This window comes from Streptomyces sp. NPDC048001 (assembly GCF_043203115.1).
Taxonomy (GTDB): Bacteria; Actinomycetota; Actinomycetes; order Streptomycetales; family Streptomycetaceae; genus Streptomyces; species Streptomyces sanyensis.
The window spans coordinates 19,306-38,655 of record NZ_JBIDBN010000016.1 but is presented as its reverse complement, the minus strand read 5'-3'; the positions used below and the strand labels follow the sequence as shown (position 1 = coordinate 38,655).

14 protein-coding genes are annotated in these 19,350 nt (G+C 73.5%); 7 read left to right on the top strand and 7 right to left on the bottom strand.

The genetic code is table 11. The features are described 5' to 3' along the window. The first annotated feature begins 76 nt into the window (after nt 1-76). Nucleotides 77-1,063 carry an NADPH:quinone reductase gene (locus tag ACGF15_RS26220; RefSeq protein WP_392802439.1) on the top strand — a complete coding sequence of 329 codons (987 nt, stop codon included), beginning with the start codon at nt 77-79 and terminating at the stop codon, nt 1,061-1,063. Nucleotides 1,064-1,378: 315 nt separating this feature from the next. Next, nucleotides 1,379-2,488 carry an AI-2E family transporter gene (locus ACGF15_RS26215; protein WP_362740568.1) on the top strand — a complete coding sequence of 370 codons (1,110 nt, stop codon included), beginning with the start codon at nt 1,379-1,381 and terminating at the stop codon, nt 2,486-2,488. Here ACGF15_RS26215 and ACGF15_RS26210 read toward each other — a convergent pair. After that, nucleotides 2,413-4,566: a SpoIIE family protein phosphatase gene (locus ACGF15_RS26210; RefSeq protein WP_392802435.1), complete on the bottom strand. Its 2,154-nt coding sequence runs from the start codon at nt 4,564-4,566 to the stop codon at nt 2,413-2,415. The two genes, ACGF15_RS26215 and ACGF15_RS26210, sit on opposite strands and share 76 nt — an antisense overlap. Nucleotides 4,567-4,762: 196 nt before the next feature. Between ACGF15_RS26210 and aspS the strand changes: the two genes are divergently transcribed. Beyond that, a complete protein-coding gene (gene aspS, locus ACGF15_RS26205; protein WP_345611777.1) occupies nt 4,763-6,535 on the top strand; it encodes an aspartate--tRNA ligase in 1,773 nt (590 codons plus the stop codon). Between the two features lie 197 nt (nt 6,536-6,732). Here aspS and ACGF15_RS26200 read toward each other — a convergent pair whose 3' ends face one another. The 3 genes from ACGF15_RS26200 to ACGF15_RS26190 form a co-directional block, all read right to left on the bottom strand. Beyond that, nucleotides 6,733-7,476 carry a hypothetical protein gene (locus ACGF15_RS26200; RefSeq protein WP_392802432.1) on the bottom strand — a complete coding sequence of 248 codons (744 nt, stop codon included), beginning with the start codon at nt 7,474-7,476 and terminating at the stop codon, nt 6,733-6,735. Nucleotides 7,477-7,948: 472 nt separating this feature from the next. After that, nucleotides 7,949-8,854: a helix-turn-helix domain-containing protein gene (locus tag ACGF15_RS26195; protein ID WP_392802429.1), complete on the bottom strand. Its 906-nt coding sequence runs from the start codon at nt 8,852-8,854 to the stop codon at nt 7,949-7,951. A 130-nt stretch (nt 8,855-8,984) separates the two neighbouring features. Then, nucleotides 8,985-9,575: an ATP-binding protein gene (locus tag ACGF15_RS26190; protein ID WP_392802426.1), complete on the bottom strand. Its 591-nt coding sequence runs from the start codon at nt 9,573-9,575 to the stop codon at nt 8,985-8,987. A 155-nt stretch (nt 9,576-9,730) separates the two neighbouring features. Between ACGF15_RS26190 and ACGF15_RS26185 the strand changes: the two genes are divergently transcribed. From ACGF15_RS26185 to ACGF15_RS26175, 3 genes are all read left to right on the top strand, one after another. After that, nucleotides 9,731-10,612 (top strand): helix-turn-helix domain-containing protein, encoded by an 882-nt coding sequence (locus ACGF15_RS26185; RefSeq protein ID WP_392802423.1) that lies wholly within the window; start codon nt 9,731-9,733, stop codon nt 10,610-10,612. Next, a complete protein-coding gene (locus tag ACGF15_RS26180; protein ID WP_392802420.1) occupies nt 10,609-10,818 on the top strand; it encodes a DUF397 domain-containing protein in 210 nt (69 codons plus the stop codon). The genes ACGF15_RS26185 and ACGF15_RS26180 overlap by 4 nt, the downstream gene beginning before the upstream one ends. Nucleotides 10,819-11,064: 246 nt before the next feature. After that, nucleotides 11,065-11,817 carry a L,D-transpeptidase family protein gene (locus ACGF15_RS26175; RefSeq protein WP_362608110.1) on the top strand — a complete coding sequence of 251 codons (753 nt, stop codon included), beginning with the start codon at nt 11,065-11,067 and terminating at the stop codon, nt 11,815-11,817. A gap of 118 nt (nt 11,818-11,935) precedes the next feature. Here ACGF15_RS26175 and metG read toward each other — a convergent pair whose 3' ends face one another. Together metG and ACGF15_RS26165 are read right to left on the bottom strand one after the other, a co-directional pair. After that, nucleotides 11,936-13,543, bottom strand: coding sequence for a methionine--tRNA ligase (gene metG, locus ACGF15_RS26170; protein WP_345611793.1), 1,608 nt, complete (start codon nt 13,541-13,543; stop codon nt 11,936-11,938). Nucleotides 13,544-13,674: 131 nt separating this feature from the next. Further along, complete coding sequence (locus tag ACGF15_RS26165; protein ID WP_392802417.1) at nt 13,675-15,753, bottom strand: VWA domain-containing protein; 2,079 nt, start codon at nt 15,751-15,753, stop codon at nt 13,675-13,677. A gap of 326 nt (nt 15,754-16,079) precedes the next feature. On the opposite strand from ACGF15_RS26165, the gene ACGF15_RS26160 reads away from it, so the two are divergent. Beyond that, a complete protein-coding gene (locus ACGF15_RS26160; protein ID WP_392802414.1) occupies nt 16,080-18,143 on the top strand; it encodes a PhoX family protein in 2,064 nt (687 codons plus the stop codon). 71 nt (nt 18,144-18,214) lie between these two features. Here ACGF15_RS26160 and ACGF15_RS26155 read toward each other — a convergent pair whose 3' ends face one another. Continuing rightward, nucleotides 18,215-19,240, bottom strand: a complete 1,026-nt coding sequence (locus tag ACGF15_RS26155) for a hypothetical protein (RefSeq protein ID WP_392802553.1) — start codon at nt 19,238-19,240, stop codon at nt 18,215-18,217. Nucleotides 19,241-19,350: the final 110 nt, after the last annotated feature.

Genomic DNA, 19,350 nt, shown 5'->3' with positions numbered 1-19,350 from the left:
CGCCGCCGCCCCGCGGAGGTGACGGAACCCGCACCGATCCGCGCGGTCCGCCTCTCGGCACTGCGACGATCGCCTCATGCGTGCAGCTTTCATCGAAGAACTGGGCCCCGCGGAGAACATCCGGTACGGCGACATCGAGGCACCCCTGCCGGGGCCGACGGACGTGCTGGTCGAGGTCGAGGCCGTCTCGGCCAACCCGGTGGACACCTTCGTGCGCTCCGGCCTCTTCGCGACGCCGATGGAGTTCCCCTTCGTCGTCGGCCGCGACCTGGTCGGCACCGTCGTCACCGCGGGCCCCGGAGCACCCGGCTTCGCGCCGGGCGACCGGGTGTGGTGCAACAGCCTCGGCCACGGCGGCCGGCAGGGCGCGGCGGCGGAGCAGGCGGTCGTGCCGGCGGACCGCCTCTACCACCTGCCGCCCGGGGTCGAGGCCGCTCAGGCCGTCGCCGTGGTCCACCCGGCGGCCACCGCCCACCTCGCCCTCTTCCGGCACGGGCGGCTGCGTGCCGGGGAGACGGTGCTGGTCGCGGGCGCCGGCGGCAATGTGGGCGGCGCGCTCGTGGTGATGGCGGCCGAGGCCGGGGCACGGGTGGTCGCGACGGCCTCGGCGGCCGACGCCGACCACTGCAAGGCCCTGGGAGCCGAGACGGTCCTCGACTACCGGGCGCCCGGCCTGCGCGAGCGGATCCGCCGGGCGTGCCCACGGGGCGTCGACGTCCACGCGGACACCTCCGGCGCCAACGACCTGGCCACCGCCGTGGACGTCCTCGCCCCGCGCGGGCGGATCGTGCTGCTCGCCGGTGCGCGCTCCGAGCCGGTACTGCCCGCGGGCCCCCTCTACATGAAGGACGGGGCGGTGGTCGGCTTCGTGATCTCGCACGCCACCACGGCCGAACTCGCCGAGGCGGCGACGGCGATCAACCGCCTCCTGTCCGACGGGCGGCTGCGCCCGCGCGCCGTGGAGCCGGCCCCCCTCGCCGACGCGGCCCGCACCCACCGCCGCATCGAGGACGGCGAACTGCACGGCCGCCGGGTGGTGCTGCTGCCGGGCCTTTCCGGCTGAGGCCGGGGAGCGGGAGCAGGGGCGGGGAAGCGGGAGCAGGGAGCAGAAGGCAGGGAGCGGGGCGCCCGGCGTCGAACCGCTGTCCACAGGCTGGTGGCAACCCGTGGAACCCCCGGCCGGGGGGGGGCGGGGGCCGCCCCCCCCCCCCCCCCCCCCCCCCGGGGGGGCCCCCCCGGGCCCCCCCCCGGGCCGGTGCGGCGGCGGGCGCATCCCGCCCGCCGGGCCGCCGCTGGCGCCCCACCGGGACTGACGCACCGTCACCCCCCTGGCCCTCCCCCGCGCGCCCCCGCGCCTCCCCCGTGGTCGGCTGGCCGTGTGACCGGTCCCGCCCCCCAGCCCGTCCTGCCCGAACCCGCGCGCCGTCTCGCGGCCTGGTGCGCCCTCGCCCTGCTGGTGGCCGGGGTCGCGGGCGTCGGAGTCTGGCTGGTCATCGTCTTCAAGACCGCCGTCACCCCGGTGCTGCTGGCGCTCCTCGGCACGGCCCTGCTGGAGCCCCTGTACCGGCGGCTGCGCCGGATGAAGGTGCAGCGCTCCCTCGCCGCCGCCCTGACCTGCGCCGGGGTCCTCGGGGTCGTCGGCGGCGCCGTCTACATCGTGGTGCACGCCCTGGTCGAGACCGGGGACCAGATCGTCGCCTCGCTCCGCAGGGCCGCCCTCGACCTCGCCGACCTCTTCGGCGCCGCGGGCACCTCGCTGGACGACATCGCCACCAACGCCAGGGACCTGCTCGGCAGGTTCGGCCAGACCGCCGCCTCCGGCGTGATCTCCGGACTGAGCGTGGTCGGCGAGATGGCCGCCATCGCCGTGCTCGCGCTGCTGCTCGTCTTCTTCTTCCTGCGCGACTCCGACCGTGCCGTCGCCACCCTGCGCTCCCTGGCCCCCCGGTCGACCGGCGACGTGGCCGAGGCCATGGCCCGGCGCGCCTTCGGCGCCGTCTCCGGCTTCATGCGCGGCACCACCTTCATCGCCCTGATCGACGCCCTCTGCATCACCGTCGGCCTGCTGGTCCTGCGCGTGCCCGGGGCCGTCGGCCTGGGCGCGCTGGTGTTCGTGGGCGCCTACATCCCCTACCTGGGCGCCTTCATCTCCGGGGCGGTGGCCGTCCTCGTCGCCCTCGCCGACCGCGGCTTCGTGATCGCGCTCTGGGCACTCGGCGTGGTGCTGGCGGTCCAGATGCTCGAAGGCCACGTCCTCCAGCCCATGATCCAGAGCCGCACGGTGCAGATGCACCCGGCGCTGGTCATGCTGGCCATCACCGCGGGCGCCAGCCTCGCGGGCATCCTCGGGATGCTGCTCGCCGTGCCGGTCACGGCCGCCGCCTTCGGCATCCTGGGCGAGCTGCGGGACCGCTACGGCGGGGGCGCGGCCACCGGGACCGCTACGGCCCCCGGCCCGGAGCCGCCCTCCCCGGCCGGCGGCTCGTAGAGCTCGAACCAGATCGACTTGCCCTCGCCCCGCGGCTCGACACCCCAGGCGTCGGACAGCATCTCCATCAGCACCAGCCCCCGCCCCGAGGACGCCAGCTCCCCCGGACTGCGCCGGTGCGGCAGCTCGTCGCTGCCGTCCGTCACCTCCACCCGCACCCGCCGCACCGCCTCCTCGTGCACCACCTCGGCCGCCAGCAGCGCGGTGACGTCGGTGTGCACCAGGACGTTGGTCAGCATCTCGGAGACCATCAGCACCGCCGAGTCCACCTGCTCGGAGTCGGCCCAGTCGTGCAGCAGCTCCCGGACCTGGCGGCGGGCATGGGCGATGCGCTGCGGCTCCGCCTGCGCGACGACCATCGCGGTCCGGCGCGCGGGCCTCCGGTCCCCGCTGCTCTCCCGCCGCATCAGCACCACGGCGATGTCGTCCTCGCGGCGGTCGGCGAGCGGCCCCGTGGTGTGGTGGGAGGTGGGCCCGTGGACCGCCTGGACCAGGGCGTCCGCCAGATCCTCCAGGGCCGCCCCCCGGTGCCCCTCCAGCACGTCCCGCAGCCTGGCCCAGCCCGTGTCCAGGTCGTGCCCGCCGGTCTCCAGCAGCCCGTCGGTGCAGAGCAGCAGCGTCGCCCCCGGGTCCAGCGTCAGCCGGGTCGTCGGATAGTCGCTGTCCGGGTCGACCCCCAGCGGCAGCCCGCCCTCCGTGGACCGCTGCAGCACCGTCCCGTCGGAGGTCACCACCACGGGCTCCGGGTGCCCCGCGCGGGCGAGTTCCGCCACCCCGGTCGCCGGGTCGAACTCCAGGTAGAGGCAGGTCGCGAAACGGGGGCCGCCCAGGAGGTCGCCGTCGTCGGTCGCCTCGGTGACGCCGTGCAGGAACCGCGAGGCCCGGGAGAGCACCGCGTCCGGCCGGTGCCCCTCGGCCGCGTAGGCGCGCAGCGCGATCCGCAGCTGGCCCATCAGCCCCGCCGCCCGCACGTCGTGCCCCTGGACGTCGCCGATGACCAGGGCGATCCGCCCGTCCCTGCCGTCACCGCGCGCGCTGCCGCCCGGCAGCGGGATCATGTCGTACCAGTCGCCCCCGATCTGGAGGCCGCCACCGGTCGGCACATAGCGCGCGGCGACCGCCAGCCCCGGGACGCCGGCACCCAGGTTCGGCATCATCGCCCGCTGGAGCCCCAGCGACAGCTCCCGCTCCGACTCGGCCGCCCCGGCCCGGCTCAGCGCGCCCGCGAGCATCCGCGCGACGGTGGTGAGCACCGCACGCTCGTCGGGGGTGAAGGCGACCGGGTGGCGGAACGCCGCCATCCAGGCCCCGATGGTGCGCCCCGCCACCACCAGCGGCAGGAACGCCCAGGACTCGCGCCCGAAGCGCTGGGCGAGCGGCCAGGTGACGGGGAAGCGGTCGCGGTAGTCGTCGGGGCTCGGCAGGTAGATCGCCCGGCCGGTGCGCACCACCTCCGCCGCCGGGTAGTCCGTGTCCAGCGGCATGTCGGTGAAGGGCTCGTCGTCGCCGGTGCCGTGCCCGTGGTGGCCGATGATCGTCAACCGGTCCGCCGCGGCCCCGAAGACCGCCAGTCCGTCCGGGGAGAAGCCGGGCATCGACAGCGAGCCCGCCACCCGCAGCACCTCGGCGGTGGAGCGGGCCTCCGCCAGCGCCCTGCCCGCGTCCAGCAGGAAGGCCTCCCGGGAGCGGCGCCAGTCCCCGGTGACGGGTGCCTGCGCGGCGGAGGACGGCTGGTCGGTGACCTCCTGGAGGGTGCCGACCAGCCGCAGGGTGTCACCGTGGGTGATCGGCCTGCCACGGGTCCTTAGGATGCGCCGCACCCGGCCCGAGCCGTCCACCACCCGCAGCCGCGCCTCGGCGACGGTGCCCTCGGCGAGGGCCAGGCTGGCGATGCCGTTGAGCTCGCTCCAGTCCACCGGGTGGAAGCAGGAGCGCACGGCGGCCTCGGGGAACTCGCCGGTGCCCTCGGGGAGCCCCAGCAGCCTGGCCGCCTCGGCGTCGAGGGAGACCGACCCCTTCGAGGCCTCCCAGCGCCAGACACCGGTCGCCACGGCGACCAGCACGTCCTCGGTGCGCATTGGCTCACTGTAGGCAGATGTGCGCGCCGATGACCTGCCGGGAGGCATCCGCCCGGGGAGGGGGCGGCAGGCGCACGGGCCCGCCGGACGGGCCGCGGCCCGTCTGTTGCGTCCATGCCCATGAGGGCGGAGGGTCCCGGGCGGTAACCTTGCACAGATCGCCCACTCCCGAATCCCCAAGACTGGATGAACGACGATGCATCGGTACAGGTCCCACACCTGCGGCGAGCTCCGCGCCTCTGACGTCTCCACGGACGTCCGGCTGAGCGGCTGGCTGCACAATCGCCGAGACCTGGGCGGCATCCTCTTCATCGATCTGCGCGACCACTACGGCATCACGCAGCTCGTCGCCCGTCCCGGCACGCCCGCCTACGAGGCGCTCGACAAGCTGACCAAGGAGTCGGTCGTCCGCGTCGACGGCACGGTCGTCTCCCGCGGCGCGGAGAACGTCAACACCGAGCTGCCGACCGGCGAGGTCGAGGTCGAGGTCGGCTCCGTCGAGGTGCTGGGCGCGGCGCAGCAGCTCCCGTTCCAGATCAACACCGACGACGGTGTCGGCGAGGAGCGCCGCCTGGAGTACCGCTTCCTGGACCTGCGCCGCGAGCGCATGCACCGCAACATCATGCTGCGCACCGCGGTCATCTCCGCGATCCGGCACAAGATGACGGCCCTCGGCTTCAACGAGATGGCCACGCCGATCCTCACGGCGACCTCCCCCGAGGGCGCCCGCGACTTCGTGGTGCCCTCCCGCCTGAACCCGGGGAAGTTCTACGCGCTGCCCCAGGCTCCGCAGCAGTTCAAGCAGCTGTTCATGATCTCGGGCTTCGACCGCTACTTCCAGATCGCGCCGTGCTTCCGCGACGAGGACGCCCGCGCCGACCGCTCGCCGGGCGAGTTCTACCAGCTCGACGTGGAGATGAGCTTCGTCGAGCAGGAGGACGTCTTCCAGCCGATCGAGAAGCTCATGACCGAGCTGTTCGAGGAGTTCGGCGGCGGCCGCCACGTCACCTCCCCGTTCCCGCGGATCCCGTTCCGCGAGGCGATGCTGAAGTACGGCAACGACAAGCCCGACCTGCGCGCCCGGCTGGAGCTCGTCGACATCACCGACGTCTTCGAGGGCTCGGAGTTCAAGGCCTTCGCGGGCAAGCACGTCCGCGCGCTGCCGGTCCCGGCGGTCCAGGACCAGCCGCGGAAGTTCTTCGACGGCCTCGGCGACTACGCGGTGGAGCAGGGCGCCAAGGGCCTGGCCTGGGTCCGGGTCGGCGAGGACGGCACGCTGAGCGGCCCCATCGCCAAGTTCCTGACCGAGGAGAACGTCAAGGTCCTCACCGAGCGCCTCGGCCTGGCCGCGGGCCACGCCGTGTTCTTCGGCGCGGGCGGGTTCGACGAGGTCTCCAGGATCATGGGCGCGGTCCGGGTGGAGGCCGCCCGGCGGTCCGGCCACTTCGAGGAGGGCGTCTTCCGGTTCTGCTGGATCGTCGACTTCCCGATGTACGAGAAGGACGAGGACACCGGGAAGATCGACTTCTCGCACAACCCGTTCTCGATGCCCCAGGGCGGCCTGGAGGCGCTGGAGACGCAGGACCCGCTGGACGTCCTCGGCTGGCAGTACGACATCGTCTGCAACGGTGTCGAGCTGTCCTCGGGCGCCATCCGGAACCACGAGCCCGAGATCATGTTCAAGGCCTTCGAGATCGCGGGCTACGACAAGGAGACCGTGGAGCGCGAGTTCGCGGGCATGCTGCGCGCCTTCCAGTACGGCGCCCCGCCGCACGGCGGCATCGCCCCGGGCGTGGACCGCATCGTGATGCTCCTCGCGGACGAGCCCAACATCCGCGAGACCATCGCCTTCCCGCTCAACGGCAACGCCCAGGACCTGATGATGGGCGCCCCCACGGAGCTGGAGGAGACCCGCCTGCGCGAGCTGAACATCGCCCTGCGCAAGCCGGTCGCCAAGCCGGCCGAGTAGGGCCCGCGCCCTCCCCGGCCGGGCCGGGGGGACCCACTCTCCGGAGGGCCCCGGAGCCGCTGAGCGGCTCCGGGGCCCTCCGCGTGGGCGCTCAGCCGCGCAGGGGGAGGGAACGTGATCCACAACCACCTGTGTACGACCGGGTAGTCACAGCTCAACGGACAGATGCGCGTTGAGCTTCGCCCAGAGTGGACGGATCAGACCCTCTTGAGATAGCCGCCCTTGAGGCCGTCCTGATCGGCCCACATCCGATGACGGCAGGACCACGTGCCGTAGAGCGCGAACTTTGCGGTCCAGACCGTCTCCGAGTGTGCATTGTTCCCGGGGTCTGCGGAAATCCAGTTCTTGATCGGCTGATTTTCGAAAGCAAGGGCAGGCACCCAGTTCGTGTGACTCGCCCAACCGTTGTGGACCGCCGTCACCCGCTTTCCGGAGACTCGATAGTTGACGCCGAGCTTCACCGTCGTGACCTTGACGCCGAGAATGCTGTCGGACACGCTGTGCGAGGCCCTCATGTCACGAGACGCAGCCCTCGCCGACATCGACGGAGAACTCGACGGAGAGCCAGCAGAGGAGTTCACCGCCTCCCTGCTGATGACAATGTCGCCGTCGGCCAATACGTTCCGCGCCTTCGTGGGGCTCTGCACCGCGTCCATGAACGCCTTGACGTGTTCCGGCTTGTTGAGATACCCGAGGAACCGTTCCTGCTTCTCCTTGGACAGAGCCTTGAACTGGGCGGCGGTCTCGGCCGCACCAGGATCAGACTTGGCCTCGAGCCAAGCCACGTACGCGCTCGGCGTGGACGGCAACTGAGCCTCTGCAGCCGTGGCCTGGCTCGGCACCCCCGCCAGAGTCATCGCCCCGATGGACGCCGCCAGAATCCCGACAAAGCCCCGCCTAGTAAAGTTTCCCACTATTCCCCCAATCAGCCAATCCCGCATGCACATGCAGGATAAGTAGAGGTTGAAAGCGCGACGAAGAAAGCTAATCCCCCTACGCCTGCCACTCGCCCCCTGGTCACGTGCACCGCTCAGAACTTCCCAGCGGATTCACATTGGAACCTTCACACAGAAGTTGATCACCCGACAACCGGGAACGCATTTCCCTGAGCTTCATTTGAGGATCGAAGGGATCGTACTTGGGTTTCAAGACAGCAATGACGCATTCCCGGACAGGTCCGGCCGGAAGACTTGACCACCTTCGAGCGGACACTTCACACCAGTTTCGCACATTAAACCAAGACTCTACCTTTTGGTCAGTGACTAGGCTTTCATGGCAACTGTGTCCATAAATGACCTCAGCAGCAGCCCATAAGCCGCGGGCACCTTCGCGCTTGGTACGAACCGCCATCAGGGCGGGCGCTCCAGTAGCCCACTCCCCGCACCACCCGCTCCGGCCGTACGCCGTGCGAGGTCACGGGCCGGGGCGGTCCGGGGTGCAGGGCGGGCAGGTGCCGGGGGACGGGCCGCGGAAGGCGTGGTCGCAGGAGTCGCAGTTCTGCAGGGGGTGCCGGACGGCCTCCGGCGGGGCCGGGGCGCGGAACGGCGGCAGGGGCGGGAGCTTCGCGGTGAGGCGGTGCGCCAGCAGGGCGGCGGGGCGGTGCAGGGGCTCCTCGGGCAGGTCCGCCGCCAGGGCGCGGCCCACCTCGGCCGGGGTCAACTCGCGCTCCAGCCAGGCGGCGACGCCCGGGGCGAGGTGCGCCGCGTCCGCGGCGGACAGCAGCAGCCGGGGGTCCTGCCGCCGGAGCCCCGCCAGTACCTCCGCCGCGTCGGCGAGCAGCGCGGGCGAGGTGTACGCGGGCCGGGGCACGGGCGGGAGGGACCGGGCACCGGGCCGCCCCCGCTCCGGGCGCGGGCGGCGGACGGCCGCGGGCGGCCCCGCCGCGGTGCTGCCCGCGGCCACCGTGCCCGGACCGCCACGGGCCCGGCCCGGCTGGTTGCAGGAGACGGTCCGGGTCACGATCCGGCCGCCCCCGGTGCGCTCGCGGCTGCGGCGGAGATAGCCGTGGGCCTCCAGCTCCCGCAGGGCGGCGGCGATCCGCGCGGTGCCCTCGGGAAAGCGCGCCGCCAGGGTCCGGATGCTGACGCAGGCGCCGCCGGGGAGCGACTGGATGTGCACGGCCAGGCCGATGGCCAGCAGCGACAGCTCGGCGTGCTGCGCCAGGTGGTTGCCGATCACCGTGAAGCGGGTGGTGTGGCGGGAGTTGTCGTGGACGACTCCACCGGGCCGGGCCGCCGCCCCGGCGCGCCGGGGATGGTGGTTGTTCCCGTCGTTGCGGGACTTGGCGCGAGGGTGCGCGCTAGGGTTCTCGGTATCCATCAGGAAGGGTGTTTCCTCGGTGGTCAGGCCCTCGCCTTGGGATTGCAGTCCCGGCGGGGGCCGTCGTATGTCCGCAGTCGGTGTGCTTGTCGCGCTGAGCGTATGGCAGGCAACCCGTCCCGAATCCAGCTCAGTTGCCGATGTTCACCCGCGCGGGTGAGTAGTCGGTCCGGGAGGGAGGGGTGGGGTCGGGTGCGGTTCCTTTCCCTCCCGTCGTTCCTTGGTCAGAGGTGCCGCCCCACCGGAACCCGCGTTCCCGGGCTCCGGTGGCGGGCCCCGCCTCCCCCGACCGACGTTGCGGCAGGTCGAGTTCGGCCCATACGGTCTTGCGGGGAACCGGTCCCTGCTCCACGCCCCAGCGGTCCGCGAACGCGGCGACGAGGAGGAGCCCACGGCCGGACTCCGCCTCGGGTGCGGCGGGCCCCGGCCGCGGAAGCTCCCCGCCCCGGGTGTCGGTCACCTCCACACGCAGCCGGTCGCCGCTCACCTGGACGGCGAGGCGGACGTTCCGCCCGCCGACCCTGCCGTGGGTGGCGGCGTTCGCGCAGAGTTCGGCGGTGATCTGCACGGCCGCCTCGGCGACACCGTCCGGCAGCTCCCGGGACCGCAGCCACGCGGCAAGGAGCAGCCGGCCGAGGCGCGCTCCGCGCCGGGTCGGGGACAGCAGGACGGAGAAGCGGTCCGAAGGACCGCCGGACTGGGGGAGGTTCGTACTGTTCACACGGTCCACCGTGGCGCGCGGCGGCAGCGGGTACCAGTGAGTGGACAGATGCGTAGGGTGACTGTCCGGGGCCTGTCCGCAGCTGTCCGGGCTGTCGGCGCCCCGCGGGTGGGTACGGGGCGCCTCGTTCGGGAGGTGCGACGGAGAGGGGCGACATGCCGCTGGACGGAGAGGTGCGGGCACGGCGGTTCACGGCGGAGGCCGACGAACCCGGCTGGGAGGTGGACCCGGAGGACGAGTGGGGCGTGGCCGTCCTGGCCACCGTGGGACGGCAGTTGCGGTTGCGTCGGGAGTCGGCCGGTATGCGGGCCGCCGCCTTCGCGGAGGCCGTGGGCTACGGCGAGGACCTGGTCTACAAGGTCGAGTCGGGCAAGCGGATCCCCCGGCCCGAGTACCTGGACAGGGCGGACGCAGTCCTCGGCGCCTCCGGTCTGCTGGCGGCCATGAAGGACGACATCGCGAAGGTCCGGTACCCCAAGCAGGTCCGGGATCTGGCGCAGATGGAGGCGCGGGCGGTGGAGCTCGGGGTCTACGAGTGCATCAGCATCAACGGCCTGCTTCAGACACCGCAGCACGCGCAGGCACTCTTCAAGGCGCGGCAACCCGCCTACGCGGAGGAGGAGGTGGAGCGACTGGTCGCCGCGCGGATGGCGAGGGCGTCCGTCTTCGATCGCTCACCAGCCCCGGCACTCAGCTTCGTCCAGGAAGAGGCGACGCTGAGAAGGTGCGTCGGCGGCACAATGGTGTGGCGGCAGCAACTCGAACATCTGCTGGAAGTAGGGCGGTTGAGCGGCGTGTCACTTCAGGTGATGCCTACGCGGAGTGAGGCCCACCCGGGCCTGAGCGGCAGGATCGAACTGCTGAAGTTCGAGGACGGTACGGCCGTGGGACGTTCCGACGGCGCCTTCAACGGGCGGCCGACGCGTGACCCGAAACAGTTGCGGATCCTCGAACTGCGGTATGGCACCATCCGGGCTCAGGCGCTGCCGCCGGGCGAGTCCCTGGCCCTGATCGAGCAAATGCTGGGAGAGACATGATTCGCAAATCCACCGTCGGAGCCACCTCCGAGCTGGTGTGGTTCAAGAGCAGCCACAGCAGCGGGCCCGAGGGCGACTCCTGTGTCGAGGTCGCCGACGGGCGCGGCGCGGTGCACGTCCGGGACTCCAAGGACCTCGACGGCCCCCGGATTGCGCTGACGCCCAGTGCGTGGGCGGGATTCGTGGCGTACGCGGCGTCACGCTGAGGCGCCCCGGGGGAGGAACACCCACCGTGCCCGGTGGTGACACCGAGTGCGGGGTGGGTCGGCATATGCCATCGGGGCGGGCGTCGTGGCGTCAACGGCCCTTGCCCCTAAGACGGAAGCGTCGACATGGCCGACAATCGACCGCTCTCCCGAGTGGTGCGGAGCTGCGAAACGCCGGGCGCCTGCCACTCTGGAAGCACATGCCGTCCGGAGACGGTTCCCGAGTCCGAAAGGCCGCCCGCCGCAATGCCTCTGCGTACCCGAACCCTTCCGGCCGCCGCCCTGCTGTGCGCCGGAGCCCTGCTCACCGGTTGCGGAGCGGGTACCGACGCACAGGCGCCACCGGCGGTGACGGACGCCAAGCCCGGCGACGCCCCGGGGCGTCCCGCGGCCCAGACCGTCCCGGTGGCGGACATCTCCGGCCTCGGGCCCCGGACCATGGCGGAGATCCCCGCGGACAGCCGTCAGGTGCTCGTCGTGACGGGCGAGGGCCGCGACTCCTCCGCCTCCGCCGTGGCGCTCCACGTCAGGGATCCGGAGAAGGGCTGGCAGCGCACCGCCGGTCCGTGGACCGCGCACAACGCCCTCAGGGGCTGGACCGAGGAGCACCGCGAGGGCGACCTGCGGTCGCCGATCGGCGTCTTCGGCCTCACCGGCGCGGGCGGTCTGCTGCCCGACCCCGGCACCGCGCTCCCCTACGACCAGGGGCCCGAGTTCACGATCAGCGGCCGCGGCTTCGAGGGGGAGCCGCTCGACGGCTCCTTCGACTACGTGGTGGCCATCGACTACAACCGGGAGCCCGGCACCAGCCCGCTCGACCGGGCCCGGCCCATGGGCGGGGAGCGCGGCGGCGGCATCTGGATCCACGTCGACCACGGCGGCCCGACGCAGGGATGCGTGTCGCTGTCCCTGGAGCACATGCGGGAGCTGCTGCGCGCCCTCGACCCCGGTCTGCACCCGGTCGTCGTGATGGGCGACGCCCGCACCCTGCGCCGCTGAGCGGCGCCCCGGGGCCGTGCCGGACGGCCGCGCGGCACGGTGCCCCCGGAACGCGGAACGCCGCCCGGACGGGACCGGGCGGCGTCGCGGGGACCGGGCCCCGGGGGCCCGGTCGCGTTCAGTCCTTCTTCGGCTCCTCCAGGCGCGGGAAGAGCACGGCGCCCTTGGTCACAGCGGAGCCGGCGGGCAGCAGGCCCCAGGTGCCCGCCTCCTGGACCCGCTGGTCGGCGAGGGCCCCCAGCGCGGCCTCGGCCCCGAGGGACTCCCACAGCCTGCGGGAGGTCTCCGGCATCACCGGGTGCAGCAGGACGGCCACGGCGCGCAGCGACTCCGCCGCCGTGTAGAGGATCGTCGCCAGCCGCGCCCGGCCCTCCTCCGAGGTGTCCTTGGCGACCTTCCACGGCTCCTGCTCCGTGATGTAGCCGTTGACCTGCTTCACGAAGTCGAAGACCGCCAGGATGCCGCCCTGGAAGTCCAGCTCGTCGCCGATCCTGCGGTCGGCCTCGGCCACGGCCCTGGCCAGGCCCTCGTGCACCGCCTTCTCGGCGTCCCCGTCGGCCGTCGCGGCCGGGAGCGCACCGTCGAAGTACTTGCCGACCATCGCCGCGACGCGCGAGGCGAGGTTGCCGTAGTCGTTGGCCAGCTCGGAGGTGTAGCGGGCGCTGAAGTCCTCCCACGAGAACGAGCCGTCGCTGCCGAAGGCGATCGCCCGCAGGAAGTACCAGCGGTAGGCGTCCACCCCGAAGTGCGAGGTCAGGTCCTGCGGCTTGATGCCGGTCAGGTTGGACTTGGACATCTTCTCGCCGCCGACCATCAGCCAGCCGTTGGCGGCGACCCTGCCGGGCACCGGCAGGCCCTGGGCCAGCAGCATGGCGGGCCAGATCACCGCGTGGAAGCGCAGGATGTCCTTGCCGACCAGGTGCACGTCGGCGGGGAAGGTCCCCTCGAACTTCGCCGGGTTCTCGTTGTAGCCGACGGCCGTGGCGTAGTTCAGCAGGGCGTCGACCCACACGTAGATCACGTGCTTGTCGTCCCACGGGACCGGGACGCCCCAGTCGAAGGTGGAGCGGGAGATCGACAGGTCCTGGAGGCCCTGCTTGACGAAGTTCACGACCTCGTTGCGGGCGGACTCCGGCTGGATGAAGCCGGGGTTCGCCGCGTAGAAGTCCAGCAGCTTCGGGCCGTACTCGGAGAGCTTGAAGAAGTAGTTCTCCTCCTTGAGGATCTCCACCGGGCGCTTGTGGACGGCGCACAGCCTGGTGCCGTCCTCGGCCTCGATCAGTTCCCCGGGGATCTTGTACTCCTCGCAGCCCACGCAGTACGGGCCCTCGTACCCGCCCTTGTAGATCTCGCCCTTGTCGTACAGGTCCTGCACGAACTCCTGCACACGGTCCGTGTGCCGCTTCTCCGTGGTCCGGATGAAGTCGTCGTTCGCGATCTCCAGGTGCTCCCAGAGGGGCTTCCACGCCTCGGTGACCAGCTTGTCGCACCACTCCTGCGGTGAGACGCCGTTCGCCTCGGCCGTGCGCATGATCTTCTGACCGTGCTCGTCCGTGCCGGTGAGGTACCACACCTTCTCGCCGCGCTGGCGGTGCCAGCGGGAGAGCACGTCGCCTGCGACGGTCGTATAGGCGTGGCCCAGGTGAGGAGCGTCGTTGACGTAGTAGATGGGGGTCGTGACGTAGTACGCCTTCGCCCCCTGCTTCTCGGATCCAGTGGCCGCCATGGTCGAAATCCTAACGGCCCCGCGGGGCGGCCCTCGCATGCGTTTCGCCCGGTGGACACACGCGCGCCCCCGCCTTCCGGCCGGTCGGCCGGGGGCGGGGGCGCGGTGCGGTCGCCCGGTGCCGGAGGGGATCAGGCGGTACGGGCGGCGAGCCAGGGGCCGAAGCCCGCCAGCAGGCCCGTGTACAGCTCGGCGTCGGTCAGCTCGCGCGGGGACGGCCCGGCGGTGAGGAGGCCGGCGTTGTCGGCGCTGAGCCTGCGGAGGTAGTCGAAGGCCTTGGCATCGGGCTCGCCCCAGGCGACGAACTGCCAGAAGACGGGCAGGTCGGCAGTGGCGGACAGGGCGGCCGTGGCCGCCGTCTTCGACTCCGGGGCGCCGTCGGTCTGGAAGATCACGAAGGCGGGGAGGTCCGTGCCCGCCGCCTGGTGCAGTGCGAGGACCCGCTCCATCGCCAGGTGGTAGTTGGTCCTGCCCATCCGGCCGAGACCGGCGTGCAGCTCGTCCACCCGGCCCTCGTGGGAGTCCAGGGTGAGCTCGCCGGTGCCGTCGACCTCGGTGGAGAAGAAGACGACGTCGACGGTGGCCCGCTCGTCGAGGTGGGCGGCGAGGGCGAGGGCCTGCTCGCCGAGGGCCTGGGCGCTGCCGTCCTTGAAGTAGGGGCGCATCGAGCCGGAGCGGTCGAGCACCAGGTAGACCCGTGCCCGGGCGCCGGTGAGCTGCGCCTTCCCGAGCGCGCTGCCCGCGGTCTTGTACGCGTCGACGAGCAGGGGCGCGCGCGACCTGACCCGCGCCGACGGGACGGCCGGCTTCCCGGCAACGGCGGGGGTCTCGTCGGCCGACGCGTCGGCAGGGGCATCGGCCGGGGCCGGGGCGTCGTCGTCGGCGGCGGCGGCGGCGGCGGCAGAGCCTTCGGCCTCGGGAGCGGCCTCGGGCTCGGGAGCGGGCTCGGGCTCGGGAGCGGGCTCGGGCTCGGGCTCGGGAGCGGGCTCGGGAGCGGCCTCCGCGGCAGGCTCCTCTACGGGCGCCGGGGACACCTCGGGCTCGGGTGCGGCATCGGGCGCCGGGGCGGCCTCGGAGGCAGGGCCTTCGGCCTCCGGAGCGTGCTCGGGAGCGGCATCGGGCTCGACGGCCGGGGACGCCTCGGCCTGGGCCGGGACGGCCGGAGGCTCCTCGGTGGCCGGAGGCTCCTCGGTGGCCGGAGGCTCCTCGGTGGCCGGAGGCTCCTCGGCGGGGGTGGCGGCCGCGTCGGCCGCACCCCCGGCCGAGGCGTCGGCGTCAGCCGGGGTGTCGGCCTCGGGCGCCGGGGCGGGCGCCTCCGTCCCGGAAGCGGCCTCCGCCGCGGGCTCCTCGGCCACGGGAGACGCCTCGGGCTCCACGGCGGGCGCCGGGGCGGCCTCGGCCGAAACGGGGGCCTCGGGCCCGGTGACGGCGGACGACCCGGTCTCAGCCTCCTCGGCAGCAGCGCCGTCGGCGGCGGAGGGCTCCGCCGCACCCGTCGCCGGAGCCTCGGCCTCGGACCGGGGCTCCGCCGCCGGAGCATCCTCCTCCGGGGCCTCCTCCGGGGCCGGGGCTCCGGCCTCCGGGGCACCCTCGGCCTCGGCCTCGGGAGCCGACTCCACCGCCGACTCCGCGGGCGCCGCGGCCTGGACGGCCGGGGACGCGGACTCGGGCTCGGCGGCCTCGGCGGACACCTCGGGCTCCACGACGGCGGACCCCTCGGGCTCCCCGCCCCGCGCCGGGTCGGCCTCGGCCGGAGCGGACACCTCGGGCTCCACGACAGACGCCTCGGCCTGGGCCGGGACGGCCGGGGACTCCTCGACGGCCGGGGTGGTGGCCGCGGCGGCCGGGCGGTCGGAGTCCGTACCGGCGTCGGTGTCGGCCGGGGCGGACGCCTCGCGCCCGGGGGCCGCCTCCGACTGCCGTGCCTCCGCCGCCTCCGCGGTCTCCTGCGCCGGGACCGTGGACGCCGCCTGGCGCGTCGCCGTGTCGAAGGCGGCCGACACCAGGTCGTCCGCCCGGTCCACCGGGGCCTGGGAGGGCACCGCGGGCGCGGGCGCGGCCGGGTCGCCCGAGGCGTCCCCGCTCCGTGCCGGCTCCTCCGTGGCCGGTTCCTTACGTTCGGTCTGCGCCGGAACGGTGGCCGCCGCCCCCACCTCCCGGCCGTCCCGGTCGCGTCCGAACACCTTGCGCAGCAAGCTCCGAATACCCATGGGCGGGGCCTTTCGCATGAGTTGGGTGCGGGTGACTGTCCGCTCCTCCAGACGTGCCGCCCAAGCCGTGGGCCTGGGCTGACACGTAAGGTTAGCGGCCCTCCGCAAGCCTCCCCGGGAGGGCACCCGCGCGGGCCCGGCCGCACGTCGCGGACACGGCGCGGCAGCGGACGCCGCGCGCGGACCGCCCGCCGCCCCCGGCCCGGCCGCATCACATTCACGCCCTGTTCATGTCATGTCCCCCGAGGGGCAGACGGGCCGTCCTAGCCTCACGGCCGGAATCATCCGGGATTACGGCGGCGCATCGCGCGCCGGAGGAGGACGAAGTGCGCAGACTGCTGCCCCTGCTGACCAAGGCGCCGCACGCCGGCGGGCGCTCCGCTCTGACCTGCCGCTACCGCTGCGGTGACGCCTGCTTCCACGAGGTTCCCAACACCAGCGACAACGAGTACGTCGGCGACGTCATCGCCGGTGCGCTCTCCCGCCGCTCGATGATGCGCGCCGCCGCGGTCGTCACCGTCACGGCGGCGGCGGGTGCCACCGCGCTCGTGCCGGGTGCGCCCAGCGCCGAGGCCCACGGGGCGGGCGGCCACCCGGGCCACGGGCACGGCAGGCCCTCCGACGGCGCCCGCGGCCTGCGTTTCCGGCCCGTCGCCCCCAACCGGGACGACAAGGTCACCGTGCCCGAGGGCTATGCGCAGCATGTAGTGATCCGGTGGGGCGAGCCGATCCTGCGCGGCGCCCCCTCCTTCGACCCCGACCGCCAGAGCGCACGGGCCCAGGCCGGGCAGTTCGGCTACAACAACGACTTCCTCAGCCTGCTGCCGCTCCGCGGCGAGCGCGGCCGCCAACTGCTCGTGGCCAACCACGAGTACACGGACGAGTTCCTGATGTTCAAGGGCTACGACCCCGAGAACCCCACGCGCGAGCAGGTCGAGATCGCCTGGGCCGCGCACGGGCTCTCCGTGGTCGCCGTCCAGGAGGAGCACCGCTCCGGGCGGCTCACTCCCGTCACCCGCCACCCGCTCAACCGCCGCCTGACCGCGACCAGCCGCTTCGAGCTGACCGGCCCCGCCGCGGGCGGCGCCCTGCTGCGCACCTCCGCCGACCCGGCCGGGCGCACCGTGCTCGGCACCCTCAACAACTGCGCCGGCGGCACCACCCCGTGGGGCACCACGCTGCACGGCGAGGAGAACTTCAACCAGTACTTCGCGAACGGTTCCGGCCCCACCGACAAGCGCTACGGCATCGGCAGCGGCGCCACCGAGCGCAAGTGGGAGCGGTTCGACGACCGCTTCGACGCGGCCAAGGAGCCCAACGAGTCGCACCGCTTCGGCTGGGTCGTGGAACTCGACCCGCACGACCCGGACTTCACCCCGGCCAAGCGCACCGCCCTCGGCCGCTTCAAGCACGAGGCCGCGCAGCCCCGGCTGACCTCCGACGGCCGCCCCGTCGTCTACATGGGCGACGACGAGCGCTTCGACTACCTGTACAAGTTCGTCTCCTCGAAGCGGATGAAGAAGGGCGGGAGCCGCGCCGCCCGCGAGCACAACCGCACCCTGCTGGACCACGGCACCCTGTACGTCGCGAAGCTCACGGGCGACAGCCCCGCGGCGGAGGTCGACGGCACCGGCAAGCTGCCGAACGACGGCGAGTTCGACGGCTCCGGCGTCTGGATCCCGCTCGCCACCGGCGAGGTCTCGCACGTGCCCGGCATGTCCGCCGAGGAGGTGTACGTCTTCACCCGCCTCGCCGGCGACAAGGTGGGCGCCACCAAGATGGACCGCCCCGAGGACGTGGAGCCCAGCCCGCGCTCGGGCCGCGTCTACGTCGCTCTCACCAACAACTCCAACCGGGGCAAGTCCGGCTACCCGGGCGCCGACGAGGCGAACCCGCGCAACCTCAACAAGCACGGCCACGTGCTGGAACTCGCCGAGCACTGGGACGACCCGTCCTCCGACGGCTTCGCCTGGCGGCTGTTCCTGGTGGCGGGCGACCCGAAGGACCCGGCCACCTACTTCGCCGGGTTCCCGAAGGACAGGGTCAGCCCGATCTCCTGCCCCGACAACGTGGCCTTCGACCCGCACGGCAACCTGTGGATCTCCACCGACGGCAACGCGCTCGGCACCCACGACGGCCTGTACGGCGTCGCCACCCAGGGTTCGCGGCGCGGTGAGCTGAAGCAGTTCCTCACCGTCCCGACCGGGGCCGAGACCTGCGGCCCGGTGATCCAGGACCGCCGCGTCCTGGTCGCCGTCCAGCACCCGGGCGAGGTCGACGGGGCGACCGTCGAGAAGCCCGCGAGCACCTGGCCGGACGGGCCCGGCCGGATCGTCCGCCCGTCGGTCGTCGCCGTCTACCGCAAGGACGGCCGCGACATCGGCGTCTGAGCCGCCCCGGGGGCGGGCGCCCGCGCGCCCGCCCCCGGGAACGCCGGGGCCGCGAGGCCCCCGGCGCGGTCTCACTCCGGGCCGCGCACCCCCAGCCGCTCCCGCCAGGCCGTGAACTGGGCGGCGGGCTCGCCGGTGTACGCCCAGGGCAGGTGCGCGACCCGGTTCCCCAGCAGCACGAACAGCCCCCGGGCCTCCAGCTCCAGGCCCGCGTGGCAGGCCGCGTGGGCCAGGTAGTTCAGCTCGGCCACCTCGTGGGGCGGCACCGGGCCGTCCTCCCGGCGCAGGATCCACCGCTCCCAGGTCCGCCGGATCTCGGTGACCGCCAGTTCGTGCTTCCAGTGCTGGTCGAAGCCGCGGACCACCCGCCCCCGGGCCGACTCGGAGACATAGCGGTACTCCTCCGCACGGGCGATCTGCACCAGCACCGGCAGGGGCGACCCGGGCGGCGAGGCCCCCGCGACGTCCCGCGCGACGTCGTACATCCGGCCGTGCGTGCCGTGCCAGCGCGCCGCGTGGTAGCGCAGCAACTGGATGTGGCCCTCGACGTTGTGGGGGTCGCGCCGGCGCAACTCGTCCCACCAGCGGCGCAGTTCGCGCCGCGGCACGCCGTCCTCGTAGAGCCGCGCCACCGTCAGCAGCGACACCCAGGGCATGGGGTCGGCCGGATGGATCCCGGCGGCCTCCAGGCAGGTGCGGACCACGGCGTCCAGCCTGTCGCGGCCCACCTGCGAGCGGTCCACCACCGCGCGCCCCGCCTCGCCCTGCGCGTGCTGCGCGGCCCCGGCCCGGCGCCCCGAGGCCACGGCCCGGTGGAACACGCCCACCACCTCCGTCGCCGCCCGCAGCACGGCCGCGTCGGGGCTGTCCGGCTCGGCCGCCTGCCACATCCGGGTGGCCGAGGAGCCCGCGGCGGCGTGCGCGAGGACCCGTATCCGGTGGGTGCGCCGGGCCCAGTCGCCGCTGCTTCCGCCGAGCAGGTCGCGCACGCCCTGCCAGCGCCCGATAACGATGTCGTCCTGCGCGTCCGACAGCGCCCGGTCACCGAACGCCGGGTCGAAGTCCGGGACGAACCGGCGGCGCTGCCCGCGGGGCAGGCGCCGGGACAGCGCGATCCGGACGGGGCGGGGAACCCGGTGGGAACGCGGTGGCCGGGCCATGACGGCCTCCCTTCGGTGGGGGACTCGGGGCGGTCAGAACTCGGTGG